Source organism: Orientia tsutsugamushi (assembly GCF_900327275.1).
GTDB classification, from domain to species: domain Bacteria; phylum Pseudomonadota; class Alphaproteobacteria; order Rickettsiales; family Rickettsiaceae; genus Orientia; species Orientia tsutsugamushi.
In genome coordinates, this window is record NZ_LS398548.1 from 1,478,219 (window position 1) to 1,502,764 (window position 24,546).

Here is a 24,546-nt window from a genome sequence, read left to right on the forward strand (position 1 = left end):
CCATCGTACGTTACATGCTTTTCATAGGGTACTTACTTCGCTAATTTTAAGCACAGTGTTTTCTTGCTCTATTATGGCTGGCACAGCTTGTATTTTAAACTTCATACTCAAAAAACCCAATTGATCGAAGAATACGTGCCGGCCTAATAGATTGCTAAGTTCAATAGGATTTCCATTAACTAACACTATCTTTCCTGGTCTTGATTTTGCCCAAGCGACCTGATCTTCATCATCTCCATCAATTAATATTAGTGGCTCACCCCAATGTATCATCTCCAAAGGATTTATTTTAGTTCCTCCCTTTACTATTATTATACCATTTTTTGTCTTAATGTCATCCTTTTGAACATAGGTAGAATCATATATTCGCGTTTTATTTTCAGTAGCTTTACTCAAATTTTTTACTGGAACTGGTCTCATGATTTTTTGCCTAACTTTTTCCTGAAATTCAAGCTGCATTTGATTCAACAAACCACTTTTTGATGCAGCATTAAGTTTAGCCATAATCACCTCCAGTAATGATTCCTCAATGATTGGAAAAACATGCCCTCTAGTTCCATAATCCTTAATCTCAACACCTATATCAGCATTTAATAAATTGGCCCTTATATCGCTTACTTGATAAGCAACAGCGAATAAAGCAAAGAGTGTGCCTATACCAATTACTACTCCTTGCTTCATGGAATTATTTTCCGCTCTCTTATCACATAATTAATTGCCTCACTGACATTCATACCTTTAGCCATGTGATCTTCTATTGCTTGATAATCTCTAGCATTCGTCGAAGTTAACAGCAGAGTAAATGGATCAATCATTAATCTGCCTACAACACCTGAAACATTAGGGCTGTAAATAGCTATTTCACTATAATACGGAGGATTTGAATGTACAGATTGCAGTAAATTTAGCTTCCAATCCTCATCAACAAAGCCTGCAAGCTTAGGATTAGCTCGCATTGCCTTAAATGATTCAGAATTTTGCTTTAAGATTATCTTATGTGATGAATTCTCAAATGCTTTTTCAGACGCAGAACCCTCTTGACGAAAGTAATCCGTGAGTTGCTGAGTTGCTAAAGCAATCGATCCATTATATTTTCGAGCTATTCGACCTGCTTCTTCAATAAACTCTCCTGAACGCTTTCCAGCTAATAGCTTCCAAGCTTCATCTATCATAATTAAAAATGGTCTACTTCTATCTCCCTTAACCATTGTTTGATTAATATGAACAATCATAATCTGTACAATCACAGCTAATAGCTCTGGTACAGAGCGTAGATGATCAGTTTCAATTACCACAATATCAGAGTTTAGAGATAATTGCGCCTTACCGCTAAAAAATCTTCCATGTTGACCATCTTTAGTAAAAGGAAAGAGCATATTTCCAAGCTCTTTAGCATATGATTCTTCTCTATTTGATAACCAGTCTGCAATATCGGTAATTTCAGCTTTAGCTCCCTTATTTTGCCAGACTGATATCAAAGCTCTCTGCAACATCGGTTGTTGCAAATCACTTGTTCCATACTGTGGAGCTGCCATAGTAGCTAAAATAGATGGAAAGTTAGATAAAAAGTCTGATCTAGCCTCTATAGACTTTGCACTGTCATCCTCTGGCACCTCTGAAAATGGATTAATTGATACAGGATTTTTCATGTCAAATTCTATGTATCTACCGCCTAGAATCAAGCATGTACGCTTAAATGATCTTCCATAATCAAGAACAAAAACTTTACCACCAACTCCTAGAACCGATAGCATTAATTCTTGCATAAAAACGGATTTTCCAGAGCCTGGAACTCCAGCTATACAAAGGTTAAAGTTCTCATTTGGAGCTACTCCATGCTTATTTAATGCAGGTAATAAAGCTCCACCAAAAGGTGACCAATACATTATTTGACCTCGTCTGCCAGCTAGTAACATACCTGGAGAACTTAAATCACCTTTCCATTCACCAATGATTGGTAATAATACTTTGCTCTCTACAGAAACAGTTTTTATGCCTCGACCTAAGCTAGAAAGCGCTACTCCAACTCCTGATGTTTTATTTTGACCCAATACACCTTTTGGGCCTTGTTCAACTAATTGCATTGGTAGGGCAGCTAGTAACACAGCTACATGATCATATTTACATGGAACAAAATACCATCCACTGCGTCTTAACATCGAACAAAAGGCTGATGCAGATTGCTTAGCCTTTTTTGTTTTATCAAACATAATAACGTTGAAGTGAATATTAACTACTCTATCACCACTCTGCAGAGCAGCCACTACACCGGCTAAATCAGCAGCTTCTTGTTGTATATCAGGAAAAAATTTACTCATTCCTGCATTAATATTTCTTTCTAGCGCTTCTCTTTTAGTTATGGCTGCAGTCCTTTCCATCGCTTGATTTGGTAAAATTTGCAGACCAAAATGAATCAGGAAATTTGATTTTATATATTCATCACGACGCATTTCATTGCCTAAAAACAGATCCATGGCAGATAATTTCCATTCTGCAGGTCTTTTGCGAGCTTCTAGGCTGATAAATATTTGATCATCATTTACATTTATACAATCATCATTCTCAAATAACGAGAAATCTCCACTTAAAATTTGTTCAGACAATATTTCATACTGGTTAATATTTGAATGTTCTTCTTCAGGCCAGCCAAATATTACTCTCAGGAACTTTAATAATTGCTGCGCATTCACATTTTCAGTGCTTAATCCAATTGACCTAAACGTATCTTTTAAAGCATCTCGTCTGCGAATCATATCATCGATATTTGCATTTAAATTAGGTATAGTAACTGAAATTAACAATACTATATCCTTTATAGAACCTACTTTTTGAGCTTGATCACGTAAAAATTCTGTTCTTTTATTTGCTAACTCAATAAATATCTCTCCTTTACGATATGACTGCCAGTTGCTTAAAAAATTCTCTATATTATTACTACCAAGCATCAAGACTTGCAGGCTACTTTCAGCAGGTAAATTTTCATCGCTTTTCAGAAATTCAGCAATTTCATTTTGAGCAGAAACACTAGCTCCAACTAATGGCCATGCAAGCAATACAAAACCTATTGAACCACGATTAAAGAATAGCTGAGTCTCCTCATCATACGATTCATAGACAAAATGTTTAGAAAATCTTTCTCGATCAAAATCCTTATGTATGCTTGCGTTCACCTTGACTCTGTTTTGATTTAAATAAATTAATAAGATATTTTTTTGGTTTTTTCTGCGACTTGTTAACAACATCTACGCCTTGAACTGCTTTAGCTTGCCTGTAGCATAGAATACAACGTCTTTTTGATTTAATTTTTGATGTTTCAAGATTATCAATATCAAAAGCGCCTTGAGCAACCATATTCTTTATTTCGTATAAAGACTTACATTTTAGCCCTTTAGGAATTTTACAATCAAAAGTACTTCTGTAAAAGAAACTGGTTAGGCTCATACAGCACAATAGCAATAATAAAAACTTCATTATAAATACTCCTCTAACTTTTGTGATTGATCGAATTTATTATGCAAATTAACTTTTTCATTGTTAGTTGATTGTGAATAAGTTAAATTATGTGGCTTCTTCTTGTGCTCAAGTAAGTCAAAACCTTTTTTAAATACAACATCGATGACTCTACCTGACGCAATAAGAACGACTGGGCTCATAGAATCAGCTCGTTTTATAGCAAAATCAGCTAGCTTATCAAAAGCATTGCTAGCTCCAGCGTAAGCTCCAGACTGAAGCGCATCTCCAATCTGAAACTCTTGTTGTTGGCCTCCAGCTACTAGGTTTAAAGTTGGTAGCATATCAGGTTTAATAGCCTTAGATTGCAGAAACTTAGCTATACTGCTAAATACTCCATTTAATGCAGCCATGCTTGCTATGTTAGACGATTTATCTACCACGATTCCTTTAATTCCAGAACGTCCGTCTTCGCCTATCAACCAGCCTTCCACCTTTTTTTCGATAATATCTCCTTGGTTATTGACTACTGAAAGAGTTTCGATGCGACATTTAGCTCTCTCTGAAGACATCTCTCCGTTACAGGATCCAATTAAAATTGCATTTTTGATTTGATCAGTTTTATATTTATTATAAAGAATTGCTGTATCAAGCAACTGCAGAACAATTGGTTCTGGTGATGAAGAGCTGTTTGTTCCTGTGCCTACAACGACTCCAGTAAGTAGCACAGCTCTAGCAGAACTACCGCTAGTAACATAGTTCTCAACATTTTTTTTTTGCTCAGATTCAGCTCTCCTAAGATTTACATAAGGCTTTACTACTACAGGAGCTTGCTCTGTTTTGTTATCATGTGGTGAATTTAAAATATGATGATTAAGATCAGAACTAAATTCATCACTATCATTATTATATAGACTCTGCTTAGGCTGATTCTCCAATATCTCAAGTTTTTGGTTAAAATTATTAATTTGGGCTGTAATTTCTAAATATCTGCTGTCTATTACACTTTCAAATCTATCTTTTAATGTTTTGACTTCATTAAGTATTTCTTCTGTCCATTTTGCTCTCAAATCTACAGCTTGTTCTATTCCAGAAATCGCTTCTCTTGACTCACGATTTTCAATAAAAATTATAGATTCTTTCGTTTTACCACTTTCAGATAAAAAATATGAAACAACCATTATTGTGATGCTTATAAAAGTTAAGGCAATTACTGGCTTTCTACGAATGATATTTGTTAATTCTGATAACTTGCTATTAGGCCTAACAGATTCAGCCTTTGGTTTATCATTTAGCTCTAAATCTTCTTCTTTTGTATTATTATTGTCTGAATTGTCCTGTTCCACTATTCCTCCGCTTTTTGAATGTTAATGTTTCTACCTTATCAATTAATTTTCATACCACTGGCAATCCAATCTAGGTAAAAGCCTAAAATAACACCAATTGCTACCATTACTCCTGCAAGCTTTATATTCCCTCGTGCTACAGCCCAAATCGATGATAAAATAGTTGCGCTTGATATACCTATTGTTTTTAGCTTTCCACTAAAAAGTCCGTCTATTTTATTAAGCTGTCCTTCAAGAGTATCAGCTAATGCTGGCTCAAAAGAAAAAACACAAGCAGTAATTATAATAATTAACAGCCCTACAACTACATTATTCCACTGTATTCCAAATGTAGGGTTTAGCATATTTAGTCGAGTTTTTTGATATATGAACATTGTTATTGCTTATTAGTAAATTTTGCATTATTCTCCTAGTGCTAGTGAATTCCACGTTGAATAAAATTTTACTTTGAAGAGAGTTTCAGATACCCTACCAGAACTTTAAGGCTTTGAAGTAAAAACTAGCATTTTAAGCCAGTTTTATTTTTCCTTAGTATTTCTACTTTGTTTTTTAGAAGGTTTTGCTGTTAATTCTTTTGTATTAACATCATTACTGAACAAATTGGTGAAGACACATTTGAGCCTTTAACAAATTGCATATGAACATTGTTATTGCTTATTAGTAAATTTTGCATTATTCTCCTAATGCTAGTTAATTCCATACCAGTGAAATTTTACTTTGAAGCGGTTTTAATTAATAATCTTTGTAGAACTTTAAGTCTTTGAAGTAAAAACTAGCACTTTAAGCCAGTTTTATTTTTTTCTTAGTATTTCTACTTTGTTTTTTAGAAGGTTTCGCTGTTAATTCTTTTGTATTAAGGTCATTACTGAACAAATTGTTATTGTTTTGTTTTGAATTATCCTTTTCCTCTATTTTTGTAGCAGCATTAACAAGCATTATAGGGCTTGGAGTTTTTGGAGTAAAAGTTAACATTAAATCCTGAATTGTTTTGTATTCTCCTATTACTGTTAAATAAACCTTGTTTCCTTCTTCTCGTGGAACAATAAACAAAAATCCAGACTCATGAACTACAACTTCAGCTGCATTTTGAGGATACATAAAAATATCATTAATTTTTTCATCTTTAAGATTAATTCTTGTTGGCCCACTATCAGAAATCTCAAGCTTTAGTAAATTGTCAGCTTCTAACTCATATTCTACTGCATATATATTATTAACGTTTACCAAAGCAATAAACCATATGATAAATCTCAAAAATCTAATACTCATTTTTTTATTCCATTCTCTTTAACACCAGTCAACAATAAAAGGTAATTAGGAGTTTGCTTGTAAGTCAAAAGGTAAGTCTTATCGACAGCTATATCTTTACTATCGCTAAACCAATAACGAAGCGTTCCACTAATTAATACTCCATCCTTTATCACTTCAATCTTTTTTGGAAAAAAGACTGAAGATACATTTGAGCCTTTAACAAATTGCAAATGATCATGAAAAAATTTATTTAAAGATTCAGTATTACTAGATGCCACTTTCATGTCTGCTATTTGTCTTTCTACCTCATTTGGAGAAGTAGTAAATAAGAGTTTCGTCACATAAATTGCCCATTCCTTTAAATAGGTTTCATGGTAATTTTTTGATGAAACCATCATTTTACGATCAGGCTCCATTGCTGGAATTAATAACCACTTTTCTTCTTTGGTAATTGCAGCCATTATCGCAATTATATTAGCTGCAGCTAGCAATATAGTTACTGAAAGTAAGCATTTATTATATTTAACCAGCTCTTGTATAGCATTTTGCTTAAAGAGATGATTCATTATTTGCCAACTTTTTTGCCCAGCAATCTTGAATATCCTAATGGAGCTGGCAATAAACCTTTAGCTACTAAAAAACTTTTTAGCAAAAAATTCTCCGATACCTTCTTAAATTTCTTAAAGCAATAACATAGAGCAATTCCTCCAACCATAAATGCTAGGCCTAATTTAGCATGCCTGCTGTTTAGTAGTACAATTCCTGGAGCTACTCCAGCTAGCACTACTCCCCATTCATCAATGCTCAAACCCATATACTTCAATGGCCTCGATAATGCCCAACATAATTTTTGATTTTGCATAATCACCTTTAGCCCCAATTGTAGCATGAGATTTCTCATTCTACTACTATAATGTTTAAATTAGCTAAATATCTTCAAACATAGATTTTACCTGCAATAATTAGTTTACATACATGCATGCATGTGCGACATGAAGTCGCACTATTCTTACCACAACGTTTATATCAGTCAGATAGTATTATAAATATTATAATTTTCAGCACATTCCCTAATTATTTTTGTAGCCTTAGACATATACTGTCGCACTAACTCCATACAAGCTATAGTATAATGCATTGTTGAGTTTGAATTCATATGATTCAATGCTGTGCTAATTGTTTTCTGACTTGCACCTGCATCTGACATACAACTTGCCAACGTCCTTCTTAGATCGTGTATCCTTAAATTTTTTATGCCTGCCTTTTTACAAACCCTATGCCATGAGTTATTTGGCCGCTCTAAGTGTCCGCTTGCGCTAGCACTTGGTAGTACCCATTTACTTTCAGATGTGAATTTCCTTGCTTGCAATATTTCCATTGCCTCATCTGTTAATGGTATATTTTGCGCCTTTCCGTTCTTAGTTTTTGGTATATGCCATATTTTTCTTTCAAAATCTATATTGTCCCATTCCATCTCTAATACATTAGTTTTTCTAGCTCCAGTATATAACGCTAGTAATGCAAAATCTCTTATCAACGTATTTTTTTCTCCACATAATACTTGTAAAAATCTACCAATTTCATCGTAACTTAGACGTCTTTCTCTTGCTTGCAGTTTATGCAGCTCTATCCCTAGAGTAGGATTGTTTTCTATTAATCCCCATTTTTTTGCCTTATTAAATATAGTGCGTAAGGTTGCTAGCAATGCATTTGCTGTGGCATATTTTCCCTCTTTGCTGATATCATTGAATATTTGTTCAATATCATTACTTTTAATATCACTTATCTTTTTTAAAATAACAGTTTCCCATAATTATGTATTCTTGCAGTATCTTTCTGCAAGTTTATAGTATATATTTTGGCATACTCTTCAATATACTTATAACACAGCTCTTTGAATGTAATCTCTTGTCTTTCTTTTATACGATTCTCATTTTCTTCTATCTGTTGTTAACATTTTACTTCTCTTGAATCTATTCCGTTCGCCATTAATGTCTTTAATTCTATTGCTTTTTTTGTAGCTTCTTTAATAGATACATATGGAAATTCTCCTATCCTTATTTTTAAACTCTGGTTTTTAAATTTTTGTTCTAAAACCCATGTTTTTCTTACTCTTCCTCCACAGACTGTACATGAGATTTTCAGTTTAAGTCCTCTTATATATGGATGGTGGATAATTTCTGATTTTTCTCCCTCAGGAATTTTAATTTTATTTAATGACCGCTTTGTAAACTTTGATGATGATGATATTGAAGGCATAATTACCCCACATAATATTAATGTTGATATTATTAATATATATTACGTTTTATTGAACATCTGATATAAATTATGCTTTTTTTGATATCAAATTTTTTATACTAATTTGTTCATAATACATATAACTTGAAAATCACTTATCAATCCCAGGTTGTATATATTTTTTGATCATTAGATTAACCTCTAGATTGAAAACTGATCACCAATTTCCTAAATTTTCTGTCAACCTTTTGTCAACCTTTTGCTTTAATTTTTTTGTTATATTGACAAATATTGCAAATATGTTTATAGTTAAGGTTGAAGCTTGATTAAAAATATTAATAAAAATTAACACAAGTTAATAGTAGGTTCTATAAAGTGTAGAAGTTAATAAAAATTAACTTTTCTTCTTCCTTATATTTGATCTACCTTTGCATTTTTACCTATAGCACATCTTATTGAGTATAAGATGAAGCTTAAAGTCTAAGAACAAGCCATAACTACTTTTACCAATTTTAGAAATTTTGTTAAAAACTCTATTGCTGGAGGTACGTTTATTATGACAAATTGTTAACTTTGTAGCATCGATGTAATAGACCTCTTTCGAAACTGGTTAACGTATCAAAATTATAAATGCCAGAGATCAAATTAAATCTAAGACCGAATCTTTTACGTCTATTTCGATATTTATCAGCAATAATTTTGAACTACCTTAACCAGTTTCGAAAGAGGTCTAATATATACCAGCCTCTTCTCCTTTCAGATAATGCATTAATACGACTAATGGTGGCAACATTCTAGGCCACAGTTGTATTATCCTACTATAGCTTGGTAAACAAAAGTATCTTTTATACTTATGACTCAAGTAATATAGATAATAATTTTTACAATCCTTGCATGAAGACAAATAAAAATGTATAACTACTGTTAATAACTCAGCTAAGGACAACTTTCCATCTATGTTCCTTTGATTACTACTTGGTATTAATCTCTTTCTCTCCAACTCGTGATATATCTTGCAAAAATTGTCTATTAAATAGTATACTGTTATAGTACATTTTTTCATGTTGGGTTATTCCTTGTTTATTTAAATTTTTTTTATAACTCAACATTTTCTCTTTGTATACCTCTTATTCTCTACATTTCATATTCCAACTTATCCTAATCTGGCGTTTAAATGGCCTTAAACAGACTTACGTATAACTTCAATAAATGAGCTATAGTAGAGATTGATATCACAAAGTGTGTCAATACAATTAAGCATTGTGAGTTGATGGAATTTCTAAGAAAAAGAATAGACCTCTTTCGAAACTGATTGAATTACTCCGCATACGGCTCAAGCAATTTACAGACAGATGCAATAAGTTGTCTGCGATTACTGTGTACTTGTTTGATAGCAGTTTTTATGTAATAAGCACAAATTGTTAATATGGTTAGTGCCACCACATCTTATAGGTGTTATATGATGTGTATGAATATTTTCACCATTATCTATTAAATCAAAACAAACAAGACATTTATCTTTTTGTCTACGCCAAAGAATCTGCCTGGATTTAAACAAATACTTAGTGCTATCAGCTTAACGTTTATGCCAATATTCTCTAAGTTTTGGATTATCAGGAGAAGATTTACCTTTAACTAGAATACGTAGTTTTATCGTTGTCAATTGTAATTTCCATAGATTATAGATCTTTATTCATCAAGATCCAATTATCATTTCTACCTTTGGTGCTACCTCAATACTTTTTCTTAAGCCATTCCCAAGATTTTTTAAGATGTTTTCTACATGCAAATCTTGCTTGTCTAACCTACATCCAGCAGTATAATTTGGCTAAAATTCTCTTTGAATACAACTTTGTTAAAATAACTACACCATCCAAATATTTTAGAATTTAACTAGTAAAACTATATCTCTTCTTGTACTATTGGTGTTATATTGTTGAATATTAAATCTTAGGAAATCAAAACCTTCATTAATATGAAGTATCATGGTTTTTTTTGACAATTCTAAGCTTCTAATTTAACCAACTATTAATAATGCTTTTGGCTGTGATACATGAGCTTTCCGATTTAGCACAAGTTATAAAATCATCAGTGTATCTTACTAAAGCATATTCAGATTTAGAAAATGTAGGTAATCATATTTATTATAGATAATATTAAGTATATTGCCTATTCCATAAAGAGTTATGTTTAAAAGTAATGGAGAAATTAATCTACATTGTGGAGTATAAGTTGTTGTTTTGATAATCCTGCATTACACCATATTTAAGCCATGCTTGAACTGAATTACGAATAGAAAAATTTCCTATAATTTTCAAAAGAAAATTATGATCAATATTATCAAATGCTCCTTTTACGTTTGATACAGGTTAGAGGTATCAAACGCATAAAACATCTACAGTGCACTATAAAGATGAAAAATCTAACTTGCTGGAACGATAAATGTTTATTTTCTTTCTGCTACTTGAGCACGTTCTGTAGTTATATGGTCAACTAATCCAAACTCTTTTGCTGCTACTGGATCCATAAAGTTATCACGTTCCATACTTTCCTCTATTACCTGTAATGGTTGATTAGTATGATGAACATACAAGTTATTAATAATCTTTTTCATTTTAAGTATTTCCTGTGCATGAATTTGAATATCTGTAGCCTGCCCTCGAAATCCGCCTGATGGCTGATGAATCATGATTCTGCTATTAGGCAAACAATGACGCATACTCTTCTGGCCTGCTGCAAGTAGCAATGATCCCATTGAACATGCTTGTCCAAGGCATAATGTTAATACAGGCGACTTAATATATTGCATTGTGTCATATATAGCCATGCCTGCAGTTACTGCTCCACCTGGGGAATTAATATACATAAAAATCTTTTTATCAGGTGATTCAGCTTCAAGAAACAATAATTGCGCTACAACTAAATTTGCCATATGATCCTCTATTTCACCACAAACAAATACAATTCTCTCTTTAAGTAATCTAGAGTAGATATCATAAGCTCGCTCCCCACGATTAGTTTGTTCGACAACCATAGGTACATATAAAGAGGTTTGATTATTATTCATAAAATATCCTTAATTTGTATTGAAAATTATTATAGATAAATTTTAGCTAAATAAGTATTAGCAATTTTTACATAATGTGCATGATTGTCAAGGGCTGATGTTATAATATTCTGAAATGAAGAAGCGATATGATATAAAGATATAGAAAAATATTTAATAGACCTCTTTCAAAACTGGTTAAGGTAGTTCAAAATTATAAATGCCAGAGATCAAATTAAATCTAAGACCGAATCTTTTACGTCTATTTCGATATTTGTCAGCAATAATTTTGAACTACTTTAACCAGTTTTGAAAGAGGTCTAATGTAAGAAAAAGAACTAAAATTAAGATTAAGTAATATATAGCCAAACTAGTATAAAGCAATTATAACAATAAGATGTAATGAAAAAGTAATTAGTATGACATATTCTATAGATTTTTGGAGAAAAGGGCTAAGCATAAAGACAAGATAGAAAATTAGTTTTGAAAAAGCATCTAAAAGTTTTGTGACAGAAAAGAATACATTAGACTTCTTTCGAAACTAGACAATGATGTAAAATGGTGTTATAAAAATCTGATTTGAAGTAATAATGAAATTAGATCAGATTAAAGAGTTAGGTGATGAAAAATTTCGTCGATTAACAGGAGTAAGGAAGGGAACGTTTGCAAAGATAGTGGATATTTTGAGGAAAGCTGATGGTCTTAAGAAATCAAAAGGTGGGCGTAAAAATAAGCTTAATTTGGAGGAACAGTTGCTGATGGCCTTAGAATATAGCACGAACGTAGGAAATAGGTACAATCAGATAAACTTCATTAAGTGTTCTACAGCCATGCTAATATCTTTGAATTGAGGAGTAACTTTTCTTATTTCGTTCTTAATCTTAAACCAATAATGTTCTATAGAATTTAAATCTGGACTATATGTAGGTAAGAATAGAATACTGCAGCCAACCGATTCTATTAATACTTTAATTATAGTGTTCTTATGAAAGTTGATATTATCCATAATTACTATTTGTCCAGGACGCAATTCTTTGATTAATATAGTTTTCTACATAAGTTGTAAATATTTCTTTATTACAATTTCCTTCAAATATTACTGGTGCCATAATTTGATTATTACAAAGCTCTGCTATCATACTGACCCTGGATTTATGTTGATAAGCTTTATTGCCATAACATCTAGTACCTTTTATACTCCATCCATATTCTCTACAAGCATTATCCTCTATTCCTGACTCATCAATAGATACTAGATTTTCTTTAGAAATTTGCTTTACCTTCTCGATAAATCCATTTCTTAACACAATATCCCTTTTGGAATGAAAATGAGTTTTTTTTATAAGTGTATCCTAGTAGGTACATTTAATGTTTAAGATGATTTAACTAACAAGAAGAAATAAGTTAGATTAAGAGCTATTATGAGCTTTATACGCCTTATAAAATCTGCTATGTAGTTTATTCTCGTTTGAGTTGATACATGAATTTAACTGTAGATGTATTAATATTACTTGTCAATATGATAATAATATCTTGATGTTAATTGCGGAAATATAACGTAAATTTATGTCTAATATTTGGCTAGTTGAAGTGCTAATTTTTAATCAAACAACTTGAATTTATAGTTGATAAGCTCAGAGTAACCTTCAGTTGATAACGTCGCTTAAAAATATTTTTTATTTTTACAAAAGTATTTGCTATTAAATAAAAATCATACTACAGACTATAAGTTTAAGCTAATTTTAAAAATTAATAAGTTATTATTTAATTACTTCAATTTTAAATTAATGAAGGGTGATAAATATGCCAGTAAAAGTATTTAAATTTACACAATCAGCATTAAATGAAATAAAAGTACCAACCAAAGAAGAAAAAATAATCAAGTGTAGAGATATAATAGAAAGGAACTTACTTTGGATAATATCATATACTGGATTTAGAAGATTTTATTTAGGAATAAACATTGGTGGCATATATTATAAAATAAAAATAGGAGATTCACCAGATCTAACGGTAGCAAAAGCTAGAAAAAAGAGAGAAGAGGCTTAAATTAAAGAATGAACTAACATTCGGACAGGTGCATGTAAAATATACTGAATATAGTAGTCTTTATCATAAAAGTTGGAAGAGAACCGCTGAAAGAGTAAAGATATATGCAGCATTTTTATACAATAAAAAGATATCAGAGATTACCAAAGAAGATATTCAGAAAATTTTTGATGAAATAACAGCAAGGAAACACTATGTAACAGCAAACAGTATTCTAAAACTGTTAAGCCCTATATTTAATAAGGCTATAGAGTGGGGATTAATAGAAAAGAATCCTGTATGTGGAATAAAAAGGCACAAAGAGGAATCAAGATCTAGATATGTAACAAGTGAAGAAATGGAAAGAGTCATGAAAGTGCTGGCAGAGAAAGAAAATAGTCAATTAACAGAAGAGCAAAAACAATCAAAGATATCAGAAAAACTGTTTTTATTTACAGCTTTATTCACAGCAGCTCGTAGTGGCAATATATTAGCAATGAGATGGGACGAGATAAGCCTTAGCGAAAAAATATGGTGTATACCAAAAACTAAGACTAAAAATGGTAAAACTCTATATATAGGGTTAGCAGATAAATTAATAGAAGTATTGCAAACCAGAAAACTATGCTCAAAAAGTGAATGGGTATTTCCAAGTTCAGCAGACAATAGTAAACACATATCAAGTTCAACAATGCAGCGAGCATGGGCTAAGATTCGAAAAAAAGCCGGAATACAGAATGTAACAATACATGATCTTAGAAGAACGTTTGCAACTTGGATGAAAAATAATGGTGAAACACTAGATACAATATCTCAAATACTAGGACATAGTGATACTAACATAACTAAAATTTATATTGTACATAGTTTAGCTAAGGCAAAAATCGCTACAAATAAAGTTGTCGAAAATATGCTGAGTATATTCGGTCCCAATATTTGTTTAAACGAGATACTATCTGGAATAGTGCCATAATTAAGTTGTGGAGAAGAAAAATTGACAACAACTTAGCTAAGTAGTTACTCTACATTAGATTTTGTAAATTTTTGAAAATCACAGTAGTAGAATGAGAAATCTCATGCTACAATTGCGGCTAAAGGTGATTATGCAAAATCAAAAATTATGTTGGGCATTATCGAGGCCGTTGAAGTATATGGGTTTGAGCATTGACGAATGGGGAGTAGTGCTAGCTGGAGTAGCTCCAGGAATTGTACTACTAAACAGCAGGCATGCTAAATTAGGCCTAGCATTTATGGTTGGAGGAATTGCTCTATGTTATTGCTTTAAGAAATTTAAGAAGGTACCGGAGAATTTTTTGCTAAAAAGTTTTTTAGTAGCTAAAGGTTTATTGCCAGCTCCATTAGGATATTCAAGACTTCTGGGCAAAAAAGTTGGCAAATAATGAATCATCTCTTTAAGCAAAATGCTATACAAGAGCTGGTTAAATATAATAAATGCTTACTTTCAGTAACTATATTGCTAGCTGCAGCTAATATAATTGCGATAATGGCTGCAATTACCAAAGAAGAAAAGTGGTTATTAATTCCAGCAATGGAGCCTGATCGTAAAATGATGGTTTCATCAAAAAATTACCATGAAACCTATTTAAAGGAATGGGCAATTTATGTGATGAAATTTTTATTTACTACTTCTCCAAATGAGGTAGAAAGACAAACAGCAGACATGAAAGTGGCATTCAGTAATACTGAATCTTTAAAAATTTTTTTCAGAATCATTTGCAATTTGTTAAAGGCTCAAATGTATCTTCAGTCTTTTTTCCGAAGAATGTTGAAGTGATAAATGAATGGAGTATTAATTAGTGGAACGCTTCGTTATTGGTTTAGCGATAGTAAACATATAGCTGTCGATAAGACTTACCTTTTGACTTACAAGCGAACTCCTAATTACCTTTTGTTATTGACTGGTGTTAAAGAGAATGGAATAAAAAAATGAGTATTAGAGTTTTGAGATTTATGATAGGGCTTATTGCTTTAGTCAACGTTAATAATATATATGCGGTAGAATATGAGTTAGAAGATGATGAGCTGCTTAAGCTTGAGATTTCTGATAGTGGGCCAACAAGAATTAATCTTAAAGATGAAAAAATTAATGATATTCTTATGTACCCTCAAAACACAGTTGAAGGTATAGTTCATGAGTCTGGATGTTTGTTTATTGCTCCACGAGCAGAAGAAAACAAAGTTTATTTAATGGTAATAGGAAAATATAAAACAATTCAAGATTTAATGTCAACTTTTACTCCAAAAACTCCAAACCCTGTAATGCTTGTTAATGCTGCTACAAAAATAGAGGAAAAGGATAATTCAAAACAATAACAATTTGTTCAGTAATGACCTTAATACAAAAGAATTAACAGCAAAACTTTCTAAAAAACAAAGTAGAAATACTAAGAAAAAAATAAAACTGGCTTAAAGTGCTAGTTTTTACTTCAAAGACTTGCCCGCTCTGAATCAAGCTTATTAAAACCACTTCAAAGTAAAATTTCATTGATCATGGAATTCACTAGCACTAGGAGAATAATGCAAAATTTACTAATAAGCAATAACAATGTTCATATATCAAAAATCTCGACTAAATATGCTAAAACCTACATTTGGAATACAGTGGAATAATGTAGTTGTAGGACTGTTAATTATAATTACTGCTTGTGTTTTTTCTTTTGAGCCAGGATTAGCTGATACTCTTGAAGGGCAGCTTAATAAAATAGACGGACTTTTTAGTGGAAAACTAAAAACAATAGGTATATCAAGCGCAACTATTTTATCATCGATTTGGGCTGTAGCACGAGGGAATATAAAGCTTGCAGGAGTAATGGTAGCAATTGGTGTTATTTTAGGCTTTTACCTAGTGAATTGCCAGTGGTATGAAAATTAATTGATAAGGTAGAAACATTAACATTCAAAAAGCGGAGGAATAGTGGAACAGGACAATTCAGACAATAATAATACAAAAGAAGAAGATTTAGAGCTAAATGATAAACCAAAGGCTGAATCTGTTAGGCCTAATAGCAAGTTATCAGAATTAACAAATATCATTCGTAGAAAGCCAGTAATTGCCTTAACTTTTATAAGCATCACAATAATGGTTGTTTCATATTTTTTATCTGAAAGTGGTAAAACGAAAGAATCTATAATTTTTATTGAAAATCGTGAGTCAAGAGAAGCGATTTCTGGAATAGAACAAGCTGTAGATTTGAGAGCAAAATGGACAGAAGAAATACTTAATGAAGTCAAAACATTAAAAGATAGATTTGAAAGTGTAATAGAAAGCAGATATTTAGAAACTACAGCCCAAATTAATAATTTTAACCAAAAACTTGAGATATTGGAGAATCAGCCTAAGCAACTTCTATATAATAATGATAGTGATGAGTTCAGTGCTGATCTTAATCATCATATTTCAAATTCACCACATGATAACAAAACAGAGCAAGCTCCTGTACAATCATTTGTCAATCTTAGGAGAGCTGAATCTGAGCAAAAAAAAAATGTTGAGAACTATGTTACTAGCGGTAGTTCTGCTAGAGCTGTCCTACTTATTGAAGTCGTTGTAGGCACAGGAACAAACAGCTCTTCATCACCAGAACCAATTGTTCTGCAGTTGCTTGATACAGCAATTCTTTATGATAAATATAAAACTGATCAAATCAAAAAGGCGATTTTAATTGGATCATGTAATGGAGAGATTTCCTCAGAGAGAGCTAAATGTCGCATCGAAACTCTTTCAGTAGTCAATAACCAAGGAGATATTATCGAAAAAAAAGGTGGAAGGCTGATTGATAGGCGAAGACGGACGTTTTGGAATTAAAGGAATAGTGGTGAATAAATCGTCTAAAGTAGTAAAAATGGCTGCATTAAATGGAGTATTTAGCAGTATGGCTAAGTTTCGGCAAGCTAAAGCTATTAAACCTGATATGACAACAGCTCCAACGTTAAATATAATGACTCCAGGTCAGGCGCAATCAGAGTTAAGTGTTGGAGATGCGCTTCAGTCTGGAGCTTACGCTGGAGCTAGCAATGCTTTTGATAAGCTAGCTGATTTTGCTATAAAACGAGCTGATTCTATGAGCCCAGTCATTGTTGTTGCCTCAGGTAGAGTCATCGATGTTGTATTTAAAAAAGGTTTTGACTTACGTGAGCACAAGAAGAAGCCACATAATTCAACTTATTCACAATCAACTAACAATGAAAAAGTTAATTTGCATAATAAATTCGATCAATCACAAAAGTTAGAGGAGTATTATTTATAATGAAGTTTTTATTATTGCTATTGTGCTGTATGAGCCTAACCAGTTTCTTTTTCGAAAGTACTTTTGATTGTAAAATTCCTAAAGGGCTAAAATGTAAGTCTTTATACGAAATAAAGAATATGGTTGCTCAAGGCGCTTTTGATATTGATAATCTTGAGAAAGTTGAAACATCCAAAACTAAATCAAAAAGACGTTGTATTCTATGCTACAGGCAAGCTAAAGCTATTCAAAGCGTAGCTGTTGTTAACAAGTCGCCGAAAAAACCAAAAAAATATCTTATTAATTTATTTAAATTAAAACAGAGTCAAGGTGAACGCAAGCATACATAAGGATTTTGATCGAGAAAGATTTTCTAAACACTTTGTCTATGAATCATATGATGATGAGACTCAGCTATTCTTTAATCGTGGTTCAATAGGTTTTGTATTGCTTGCATGGCCATTAGTTGGAGCTAGTGTTTCTGCTCAAAATGAAATTGCTGAATTTCTGAAAAGCGATGAAAATTTACCTGGTGAAAGTAGCCTGCAAGTCTTGATGATTGGTAGTAATAATATAGAGAATTTTTTAAGCAACTGGCAGTCATATCGTAAAGGAGAGATATTTATTGAGTTAGCTAATAAAAGAACAGAATTTTTACGTGATCAAGCTCAAAAGTCAGGCTCTGTAAAGGATGTAGTATTGTTGATTTCAGTTACTATACCTAATTTAAATGCAAATATCGATGATATGATTCGCAGACGAGATGCTTTAAAAGATACGTTTAGGTCAATTGGATTAAGCACTGAAAATGTGAATGCACAGCAATTATTAAAGTTTCTGAGAGTAATATTTGGCTGGCCTGAAGAAGAACATTCAAATATTAACCAGTATGAAATATTGTCTGAACAAATTCTAAGTGGAGATTTCTCGTTATTTGAGAATGATGATTGTGTAAATGTAAATGATGATCAAATATTTATCAGTCTAGAAGCAAGAAATAGGCCTGCAGAGTGGAAATTATCTGCTATGGATCTGTTTTTAGGTAATGAAATGCGTCGTGATGAATATATAAAATCAAATTTCCTGATTCATTTTGGTCTGCAAATTTTACCAAATCAAGCTATGGAAAGAACTGCTGCTATAACCAAAAGAGAGGCACTAGAAAGAAATATTAATGCAGGAATGGGCAAATTTTTTTCATGACATACAACAAGAAACTGCTGATTTAGCTGATGTAGTAGCTGCTCTACAGAGTGGTGATAGAGTTGTTAATATTCACTTCAACGTTATTATGTTTGATAAAACAAAAAAGGCTAAGCAATCTGCATCGGCCTTTTGTTCGATGTTAAGACGCAGTGGATGGTATTTTGTACCATGCAAATATGATCATGTAGCCGTGTTACTAGCTGCGCTACCAATGCAGTTAGTTGAGCAAGGCCCAAAAGGTATATTTGGTCAAAATAAAACATCAGGAGTTGGAGTAGCTCTTTCTAGCTTAGGTAGAGGCATAAAAACTGTTTCTGTAGAGAGCAAAGTATTATTGCCAATAATCGGTGAATGGAAAGGTGATTTAAGTTCTCCAGGTATGTTGCTAGCTGGAAGACGAGGTCAAATAATGTACTGGTCTCCTTTTGGTGGAGCTTTATTACCTGCATTAAATAAGAATGCAGCAGCTCCAAATGAGAACTTTAACCTTTGTATAGCTGGAGTTCCAGGCTCTGGAAAATCTGTTTTCATGCAAGAATTAATGCTATCTGTTCTAGGAGTTGGTGGTAAAGTTTTTGTTCTTGATTACGGAAGATCGTTTAAGCGTACATGCTTGATTCTAGGTGGTAGATACATAGAATTCGACATGAAAAATCCTGTATCAATTAATCCATTTTCAGAGGTGCCAGAGGATGACAGCGCAAAGTCTATAGAAGCTAGATCGGATTTTTTATCTAACTTTCCATCTATTTTAGCTACCATGGCTGCTCCACAGTATGGAACAAGCGATTTGCAACAACCGATGTTGCAGAGAGCTTTGACACTTGTGCTATTCTCCCTCATATATAGCATATGCTCCTGCAAGTTTATCTTCCATTAAGTCATTGAAGTAAGTGGGTTGAAGTTTTGTTAAATCATTATTACCTAGATTCTCTAATATCATCATCTTTAATTCTGGTGGTAAGTGAAGCCAAGATGTCTGACTTTCTTGATTAGCATCCTGATTGGATTCAAATATCTCATTTATTGATTCAGCTGCTCCTTGTAGCATCATAGATCTTGTTGTCATCACTTCTACAATAGCCCTTTCAATAAAGGGAGAATACATACAAAACTCACCCTTAATCTTTATAAGATCAAGATCATAAGCCAATCTTGCTAGCGCTTCTTTATCTTTTTTCAGCATAAATATATCAAAAAAAGATAAGTTACTTTCGCTATCAAGAGTAGACTTCATTTGTTCTATTTCATTATGACATTTCTGTTCGAGTTCCTTTAGCAGATCTGATCCACTAATAAGTTGTTTATTGAAATTAAACCCTTTTAAAGTACTTTCACTAATCTTTACGCCACTGTGATCTAATTTAACAATCTCAGCAACTAACAACTGCATAACTTCTCTATTTTTCTCTTGATCTTCCATAAATATCGTGAAAACTTCTCTAAATGGAGTTGTTGTGCCAAGTATATCTAGTGCATTAAGATCACCCCCCTCCTTCAATAATAGAAGTTTTATAATATCAGGGTTGCAGTAATGAGCTGCATAATGAAAAGGAATATCATCATGGTGATTTCGTATATTAGGATCAGCTCCATTCTTCAATAGAAGCTTTATAAATTGTAAGCTTCCTTTACGAAAAGCGGAATGAAAAGGAGTGTTACCATATGTATCTTGTGCATTAGGATCAGCTCCATGAGTTAATAAAAGGCTTGCAATTTCTAAGTGACCTGCTCTGATAGCATAATGTAAAGCCGTCGTATTAATCCTATCAGGTGAATTTATATAATCTAAATCATTTCCTTTCTCATGAAGAATTGATTGTACAGTTTGTATATTGCCACTTTTAGCAGCTTCATGTAAAGCAGTATTCATCATTATCTCCTAAATTAGTTTTTTTTATTAACAATTAGAAACTTGAAAAGCTTCTGTGTAGAATTGCATTGTAAGTAAATGTAAAATAGCAAATAATTACTCAATTTTTACCTTGAAATTAATTATATCTTACAAAGATAAGACACATTAAATAAGTAATTTGCAATCTAAAATTGAATATCTTTTTAATTATTTTATATGATTTTTTATTAACAAAATCATACTTTCCTCAAAACATCGCAAAATCACTTTTAAAGCAAAAAATAAATTAGCTGCCTTTGTCCTAAGCCAGGGATTCCAGTGCCTGTACCTGGTATTCCTGTTGGATTTTGGGAGCCAGTACGCCTTGTAGACGTTACAAAGTCACCAATGTGTATGGTAAGTCTTGGAGGTTTGTCATTTGGAACTGCTACTCAAAAAGGCATGAAAGATGAGGCTGAAGGAAGTGCTTTTTACCACATTCATTGGTATGTCTATCCCGTGATTTACTGGCTGGAAATTTTGCTTGATTTTATTTGTCTGGAAATGGCTGCAGTCGATATAGCATATTTAACAGAGTTTGATCCATTATGGAGTGATGATGCTAAATCTGCGATTTTAAATCCAGAAACGTTGTTGTTTCAAAATGTAGCTGCTTATCAAGCATGTATAGCTGATTGCATGAGTTGTAGCGCTGGTTTATTAGCAAGTGATTATGCTTTTTGGTGTGCTGGATGTCAAGGAATGCTTTACCCTTTCACTGGAACTGCTGCAGCGCATAATGGTGGAGTTGGAACATCTGTATTAATGGTAAGTAAGTTTATGGCTAAGATGCATAGGCAGCTGATGTTATGGGGATATTATGGTTATAAAGGCCTATGTGGCAAGTATCCTATGCCTATCATAAAGAAAAGTCAGTATCGACTACAAATGACTTATCCGATTCCAGAAACTAAATCCTGTAAGAGCATAGGTCAAACAGAAGCTATATGGCAAGCTGGTAGAGAATTTCCAGTTAATGGTGAAGATTTTGGTTACTTGATTTGGCGAAAAAGAGATTGCTGTTTGCTTTGATTTATAAAGCTTGGAGAGGAATATGGTTATACGAGTAATGATGTTGATGGTTTTATTATTTGTTAATAATGCTAATGCTTTTTTTTTGGATCAGCAAAAAACTTTTATTTTTGTCTCATTTTCAATGAGTGATGAGGCTTTAAAAAGCTATTTTGCTGAATCTCAAAAGGCTGGAGCTCAATTAGTGATGCGTGGGTTAATTAATAACTCATTTATACAAACAAAGAATAAAACTATGGAGCTTGGTATTAGCTTCGATATAGATCCTAGCTTGTTTGAGAAATATAAGGTTGATGTTGTACCAGTGATAGTAATAGATGATGAAAAAAGAGGATTAACCAAGAAATTAACTGGCCATATTCCTTTAGCAATAGCATTAGAAATTATGAATGAGAATACTCCATGAAGCAACTTATAGCGCTAGTTTTGATAACATTGAACATCAATGGTTGTATAGCTTCAATGCAAAGCAGTTATAATGAAGCTAAAAACTATAATGTAAATCTTGGAAATTCTTCAAATACACAAGAATTATTTCATCAAGGTAGTAATGTCAATTATCCTAATAATGATGAGGATTTAACCTATCATGGCCGTAATCAGCTTGGTACAGAAAGTGGGGCAATGTTATTTCAAGCTGAAAACAGTAAAAACAATGCCTTAACTCAACATAATATCAACGATCAAAATTATATGATAGCTAATTCAATGAGAATTGAATCTAATCCTTTAAGTGCTCTTGATAGCAGTAACTTCGTAACTCAGACAAGTAAAATTAATACTGAAATTATTCAAAGTTGTACTGAAGGCAGTAATTTTAACAAAGTTGATTTCATTAAAATCAATATGGATGAACTATTTGGTGATATACTCACTAAGGCTTAAAACAGCATGAACAAAGACATTATTGCAGGCATCAAAGATAAAGTTCATCGTGTGCAACAAAATCGAGTTGCTTCATAAAGTATATTCTTTATAAATGATTTTATTTTCCTCATTTAGATATTGCTTTACTTTCGAAAAAAACTAAGTTACCATCGCTAACTCTTAGTGTATAGGTGATTATAAGTATATTTAAAGATGCAGATAATAAAAATCATGTTAAGTGCTGTAAATTATTGGGGATATAAATGTTATACTCAATTAGTTCATGGATCTAATCTGGATGAAAATCAAGATTTATATAGCAAAAATATTTTTTTAACAGGAGGAAGAGCACAGAGTTTTAAGTGTAAAGGAGTTCGCGAATTATTATGTATAAATGAACGAGTTAATCATTCTATATGGATAGAAAAAAGGCGATTAGATATAGAGATGCAGCAAAATAATCAAGATAGTAGCATCGTAGTTGATGATTTTTGTTGTAGTATTTCATTAATTTGGAGCAAGAATCTTTCTGACCTTGCAACTGAAGATGAGATTATTGTTAATGGTTATTGTTCTATGCCTATAACAAATTTGTTATCTAAACCAAATTTATGCCGTCAAACAAAAGCTTTTTCTTTTACTTCATATGATAATTGTGATTTAACACAATTATCTTTAGTATTTGGAGATTTTTTAATAGAAATAAAAAATGTATTTAAAAACGCACAAAATAATATACCAGATGATAGGTGGGTAATATTTTCTAAGTTTGTAGATATATTTTTTGTTGAAGTTATGCGTAATCCTACAACATTAATCACTCTACCTATGTGTTTTGAGTTATATAATCATCTTGTTAATAATAGCGATGACCTAGAAAAATTTATACAAAGCAATATTTTATTATATCAAAATATTAATCAAGAAAGTATGCAAAATAGCGAAGATGATGATGATCAAAGCAACAACGATAATCATGATATTATTTTGCGTTGTATACTAATGGACTACTTTTCAATGTCTACTGAAGGAGCTGTAGTTTCTAGTATGCTTTTTTCTCAAAAAATAAATGAAGTATTAGAAAATCATGGATTATGCAAATATTATTACTCTTATGATAATCGTGCTACTAATCGTGCTACTAAAGGAAAAATTTCATTGATACATACTTTTGCTAATAAGGAGGCTAAAATTGTTCAAGAATGGCTATCTTTGGTTCGAAATGTTAAATCAGAAGATTATAGTCCTACAAATAAGGCAATTACTCTTTTTGCGAAAGAGATAGATAATTTATTAGTTGATTGGTATGGAGAGGAAAATATTCACAATTTATGTTCTGAATCAATACACAAAGATGTACTAATTGGCATTAGTGATGCAGTATATAAGGATATAAAACTTGAATAATTGAGTTATACTAAATTTTATTTAAAAAATAATTGACTGTGATCTATTAACTTAGTTATAATAAAAATTATACTAAAATTATGGGGTGAAAAATGGGATATAAAACACTTACAGAACAAAAACAGTGTTATATTCAGTACCAAAAAGAGTATTTACTTCGAGAACAACAAAGGATTTATAAGCAGAGAAATGATGCACTTAAGGCAAAATTACGAAAAAATGACGATGAATCTAAATTTCTAACAAAATTAATTAACTGTATAAAAGATACTAGTGATAATGCTATAAAAATCAAGCAAATACATAGTCTTGTAGAAGGTAAGGTAGATATATTCAAATGTTTAATGAAAAAGGAATCATCTGGTAGTGTAAGTAAAATAATGGATGCTGTAGATGCAATTGCTGAAGAATGTGGCGGAGTAGAACTATCTGTAGAGTTTGAAAAAGAAGTATCAAAACACTGTGGTATATCAGCTTTGCTTAATGATTGGGATTAATGCAAACACTTCATTAATTTAAAAAAGTAGAAGG

Annotated in this window: 21 protein-coding genes and 11 pseudogenes; 15 read left to right on the forward strand and 17 right to left on the reverse strand. The window is 32.0% G+C overall.

The features are described 5' to 3' along the window. Window positions 1-21 precede the first annotated feature (21 nt). From traW to DK405_RS07805, 15 genes and pseudogenes are all read right to left on the reverse strand, one after another. The gene (gene traW, locus DK405_RS07725; RefSeq protein WP_109510653.1) at window positions 22-681 is read right to left on the reverse strand and encodes a type-F conjugative transfer system protein TraW; all 660 of its coding nucleotides are present in this window, start codon (window positions 679-681) and stop codon (window positions 22-24) included. Then, complete coding sequence (locus DK405_RS07730; RefSeq protein WP_109510654.1) at window positions 678-3,170, reverse strand: TraC family protein; 2,493 nt, start codon at window positions 3,168-3,170, stop codon at window positions 678-680. The genes traW and DK405_RS07730 overlap by 4 nt, the downstream gene beginning before the upstream one ends. Then, window positions 3,151-3,471, reverse strand: a complete 321-nt coding sequence (locus DK405_RS07735) for a conjugal transfer protein (protein ID WP_109510655.1) — start codon at window positions 3,469-3,471, stop codon at window positions 3,151-3,153. The genes DK405_RS07730 and DK405_RS07735 overlap by 20 nt, the downstream gene beginning before the upstream one ends. Next, window positions 3,471-4,796, reverse strand: a complete 1,326-nt coding sequence (locus tag DK405_RS07740) for a TraB/VirB10 family protein (protein ID WP_109510656.1) — start codon at window positions 4,794-4,796, stop codon at window positions 3,471-3,473. The genes DK405_RS07735 and DK405_RS07740 overlap by 1 nt, the downstream gene beginning before the upstream one ends. Before the next feature lie 38 nt (window positions 4,797-4,834). Beyond that, on the reverse strand, window positions 4,835-5,170 hold the full coding sequence (locus DK405_RS07745; RefSeq protein WP_109510642.1) for a hypothetical protein: 336 nt from the start codon (window positions 5,168-5,170) through the stop codon (window positions 4,835-4,837). Between the two features lie 406 nt (window positions 5,171-5,576). Further along, window positions 5,577-6,065 carry a hypothetical protein gene (locus tag DK405_RS07750; RefSeq protein ID WP_064613303.1) on the reverse strand — a complete coding sequence of 163 codons (489 nt, stop codon included), beginning with the start codon at window positions 6,063-6,065 and terminating at the stop codon, window positions 5,577-5,579. Continuing rightward, a complete protein-coding gene (locus DK405_RS07755; RefSeq protein ID WP_045912835.1) occupies window positions 6,062-6,613 on the reverse strand; it encodes a TraE/TraK family type IV conjugative transfer system protein in 552 nt (183 codons plus the stop codon). The genes DK405_RS07750 and DK405_RS07755 overlap by 4 nt, the downstream gene beginning before the upstream one ends. After that, window positions 6,613-6,948 (reverse strand): hypothetical protein, encoded by a 336-nt coding sequence (locus DK405_RS07760; protein ID WP_045918854.1) that lies wholly within the window; start codon window positions 6,946-6,948, stop codon window positions 6,613-6,615. Before DK405_RS07760 ends, DK405_RS07755 begins: the two co-directional genes overlap by 1 nt. Window positions 6,949-7,077: 129 nt before the next feature. After that, entirely contained in the window at window positions 7,078-7,752 is a 675-nt protein-coding gene (locus DK405_RS07765) for a tyrosine-type recombinase/integrase (protein ID WP_231967715.1), read from the reverse strand. A gap of 245 nt (window positions 7,753-7,997) precedes the next feature. After that, a complete protein-coding gene (locus tag DK405_RS07770) occupies window positions 7,998-8,306 on the reverse strand; it encodes an Arm DNA-binding domain-containing protein (RefSeq protein ID WP_064612844.1) in 309 nt (102 codons plus the stop codon). 436 nt (window positions 8,307-8,742) lie between these two features. Then, a pseudogene (locus tag DK405_RS07780) lies at window positions 8,743-8,880 on the reverse strand (transposase); the annotation flags it as partial. A 142-nt stretch (window positions 8,881-9,022) separates the two neighbouring features. Continuing rightward, window positions 9,023-9,351, reverse strand: a pseudogene (locus DK405_RS14275) (IS982 family transposase); the annotation flags it as partial. 309 nt (window positions 9,352-9,660) lie between these two features. Beyond that, a complete protein-coding gene (locus tag DK405_RS07795) occupies window positions 9,661-9,846 on the reverse strand; it encodes an HNH endonuclease (protein ID WP_080503907.1) in 186 nt (61 codons plus the stop codon). Window positions 9,847-10,734: 888 nt separating this feature from the next. Then, window positions 10,735-11,355, reverse strand: coding sequence for an ATP-dependent Clp protease proteolytic subunit (locus DK405_RS07800; protein ID WP_011944867.1), 621 nt, complete (start codon window positions 11,353-11,355; stop codon window positions 10,735-10,737). 177 nt (window positions 11,356-11,532) lie between these two features. Continuing rightward, a pseudogene (locus DK405_RS07805) lies at window positions 11,533-11,628 on the reverse strand (IS5/IS1182 family transposase); the annotation flags it as partial. Window positions 11,629-11,924: 296 nt separating this feature from the next. On the opposite strand from DK405_RS07805, the pseudogene DK405_RS07810 reads away from it, so the two are divergent. Next, window positions 11,925-12,107: pseudogene (locus DK405_RS07810) on the forward strand (IS5/IS1182 family transposase); the annotation flags it as partial. Between the two features lie 26 nt (window positions 12,108-12,133). Here the strand turns inward: DK405_RS07810 and DK405_RS07815 are convergent. Continuing rightward, window positions 12,134-12,693 (reverse strand): annotated as a pseudogene (locus DK405_RS07815) (IS630 family transposase); the annotation flags it as partial. Between the two features lie 444 nt (window positions 12,694-13,137). On the opposite strand from DK405_RS07815, the gene DK405_RS12815 reads away from it, so the two are divergent. The 9 genes and pseudogenes from DK405_RS12815 (at window position 13,138) to DK405_RS07860 (ending at window position 19,695) form a co-directional block, all read left to right on the forward strand. Then, on the forward strand, window positions 13,138-13,383 hold the full coding sequence (locus tag DK405_RS12815) for a DUF4102 domain-containing protein (protein ID WP_064613302.1): 246 nt from the start codon (window positions 13,138-13,140) through the stop codon (window positions 13,381-13,383). Window positions 13,384-13,411: 28 nt separating this feature from the next. Beyond that, on the forward strand, window positions 13,412-14,335 hold the full coding sequence (locus DK405_RS12820; protein ID WP_064613300.1) for a tyrosine-type recombinase/integrase: 924 nt from the start codon (window positions 13,412-13,414) through the stop codon (window positions 14,333-14,335). A gap of 91 nt (window positions 14,336-14,426) precedes the next feature. Next, the gene (locus tag DK405_RS07825; RefSeq protein ID WP_045913081.1) at window positions 14,427-14,762 is read left to right on the forward strand and encodes a hypothetical protein; all 336 of its coding nucleotides are present in this window, start codon (window positions 14,427-14,429) and stop codon (window positions 14,760-14,762) included. Then, window positions 14,762-15,313: pseudogene (locus DK405_RS07830) on the forward strand (TraE/TraK family type IV conjugative transfer system protein). Before DK405_RS07825 ends, DK405_RS07830 begins: the two are co-directional and overlap by 1 nt. Continuing rightward, window positions 15,310-15,696 (forward strand): hypothetical protein, encoded by a 387-nt coding sequence (locus DK405_RS07835; RefSeq protein ID WP_064613177.1) that lies wholly within the window; start codon window positions 15,310-15,312, stop codon window positions 15,694-15,696. Before DK405_RS07830 ends, DK405_RS07835 begins: the two are co-directional and overlap by 4 nt. Window positions 15,697-15,928: 232 nt before the next feature. After that, a pseudogene (locus tag DK405_RS07840) lies at window positions 15,929-16,259 on the forward strand (hypothetical protein). 38 nt (window positions 16,260-16,297) lie between these two features. Beyond that, a pseudogene (locus DK405_RS13350) lies at window positions 16,298-17,630 on the forward strand (TraB/VirB10 family protein). Then, complete coding sequence (locus tag DK405_RS07855) at window positions 17,630-17,959, forward strand: hypothetical protein (protein ID WP_064612672.1); 330 nt, start codon at window positions 17,630-17,632, stop codon at window positions 17,957-17,959. Before DK405_RS13350 ends, DK405_RS07855 begins: the two are co-directional and overlap by 1 nt. Further along, a pseudogene (locus tag DK405_RS07860) lies at window positions 17,940-19,695 on the forward strand (TraC family protein). Before DK405_RS07855 ends, DK405_RS07860 begins: the two are co-directional and overlap by 20 nt. Here DK405_RS07860 and DK405_RS07865 read toward each other — a convergent pair. Next, window positions 19,645-20,691, reverse strand: coding sequence for an ankyrin repeat domain-containing protein (locus DK405_RS07865; RefSeq protein WP_045912981.1), 1,047 nt, complete (start codon window positions 20,689-20,691; stop codon window positions 19,645-19,647). The pseudogene DK405_RS07860 and the gene DK405_RS07865 sit on opposite strands and share 51 nt — an antisense overlap. Window positions 20,692-20,955: 264 nt before the next feature. Here DK405_RS07865 and DK405_RS07870 point away from each other — a divergent pair. From DK405_RS07870 to DK405_RS07895, 5 genes and pseudogenes are all read left to right on the forward strand, one after another. After that, window positions 20,956-21,741, forward strand: a pseudogene (locus DK405_RS07870) (TraU family protein); the annotation flags it as partial. 22 nt (window positions 21,742-21,763) lie between these two features. Continuing rightward, window positions 21,764-22,147 (forward strand): TrbC family F-type conjugative pilus assembly protein, encoded by a 384-nt coding sequence (locus DK405_RS07875; protein ID WP_064613379.1) that lies wholly within the window; start codon window positions 21,764-21,766, stop codon window positions 22,145-22,147. Beyond that, a pseudogene (locus tag DK405_RS07880) lies at window positions 22,144-22,563 on the forward strand (conjugal transfer protein TraN); the annotation flags it as partial. The gene DK405_RS07875 and the pseudogene DK405_RS07880, both read left to right, overlap by 4 nt. A 276-nt stretch (window positions 22,564-22,839) precedes the next feature. Beyond that, complete coding sequence (locus DK405_RS07890) at window positions 22,840-24,015, forward strand: hypothetical protein (RefSeq protein ID WP_125330231.1); 1,176 nt, start codon at window positions 22,840-22,842, stop codon at window positions 24,013-24,015. A gap of 92 nt (window positions 24,016-24,107) precedes the next feature. Next, complete coding sequence (locus tag DK405_RS07895) at window positions 24,108-24,512, forward strand: hypothetical protein (protein ID WP_045912848.1); 405 nt, start codon at window positions 24,108-24,110, stop codon at window positions 24,510-24,512. The last annotated feature ends 34 nt before the right edge of the window (window positions 24,513-24,546 follow it).

What these genes read in the sequence shown, in the direction of transcription:
- traW (WP_109510653.1), bottom strand. Translation starts at nt 681, where the DNA reads ATGAAGCAAGGAGTAGTAATTGGTATAGGCACACTCTTTGCTTTATTC.
- DK405_RS07735 (WP_109510655.1), bottom strand. Translation starts at nt 3,471, where the DNA reads ATGAAGTTTTTATTATTGCTATTGTGCTGTATGAGCCTAACCAGTTTC.
- DK405_RS07745 (WP_109510642.1), bottom strand. Translation starts at nt 5,170, where the DNA reads ATGTTCATATATCAAAAAACTCGACTAAATATGCTAAACCCTACATTT.
- DK405_RS07750 (WP_064613303.1), bottom strand. Translation starts at nt 6,065, where the DNA reads ATGAGTATTAGATTTTTGAGATTTATCATATGGTTTATTGCTTTGGTA.
- DK405_RS07755 (WP_045912835.1), bottom strand. Translation starts at nt 6,613, where the DNA reads ATGAATCATCTCTTTAAGCAAAATGCTATACAAGAGCTGGTTAAATAT.
- DK405_RS07760 (WP_045918854.1), bottom strand. Translation starts at nt 6,948, where the DNA reads ATGAGAAATCTCATGCTACAATTGGGGCTAAAGGTGATTATGCAAAAT.
- DK405_RS07770 (WP_064612844.1), bottom strand. Translation starts at nt 8,306, where the DNA reads ATGCCTTCAATATCATCATCATCAAAGTTTACAAAGCGGTCATTAAAT.
- DK405_RS07800 (WP_011944867.1), bottom strand. Translation starts at nt 11,355, where the DNA reads ATGAATAATAATCAAACCTCTTTATATGTACCTATGGTTGTCGAACAA.
- DK405_RS12815 (WP_064613302.1), top strand. Translation starts at nt 13,138, where the DNA reads ATGCCAGTAAAAGTATTTAAATTTACACAATCAGCATTAAATGAAATA.
- DK405_RS07825 (WP_045913081.1), top strand. Translation starts at nt 14,427, where the DNA reads ATGAGAAATCTCATGCTACAATTGCGGCTAAAGGTGATTATGCAAAAT.
- DK405_RS07835 (WP_064613177.1), top strand. Translation starts at nt 15,310, where the DNA reads ATGAGTATTAGAGTTTTGAGATTTATGATAGGGCTTATTGCTTTAGTC.
- DK405_RS07855 (WP_064612672.1), top strand. Translation starts at nt 17,630, where the DNA reads ATGAAGTTTTTATTATTGCTATTGTGCTGTATGAGCCTAACCAGTTTC.
- DK405_RS07865 (WP_045912981.1), bottom strand. Translation starts at nt 20,691, where the DNA reads ATGATGAATACTGCTTTACATGAAGCTGCTAAAAGTGGCAATATACAA.
- DK405_RS07875 (WP_064613379.1), top strand. Translation starts at nt 21,764, where the DNA reads ATGGTTATACGAGTAATGATGTTGATGGTTTTATTATTTGTTAATAAT.
- DK405_RS07890 (WP_125330231.1), top strand. Translation starts at nt 22,840, where the DNA reads ATGTTAAGTGCTGTAAATTATTGGGGATATAAATGTTATACTCAATTA.
- DK405_RS07895 (WP_045912848.1), top strand. Translation starts at nt 24,108, where the DNA reads ATGGGATATAAAACACTTACAGAACAAAAACAGTGTTATATTCAGTAC.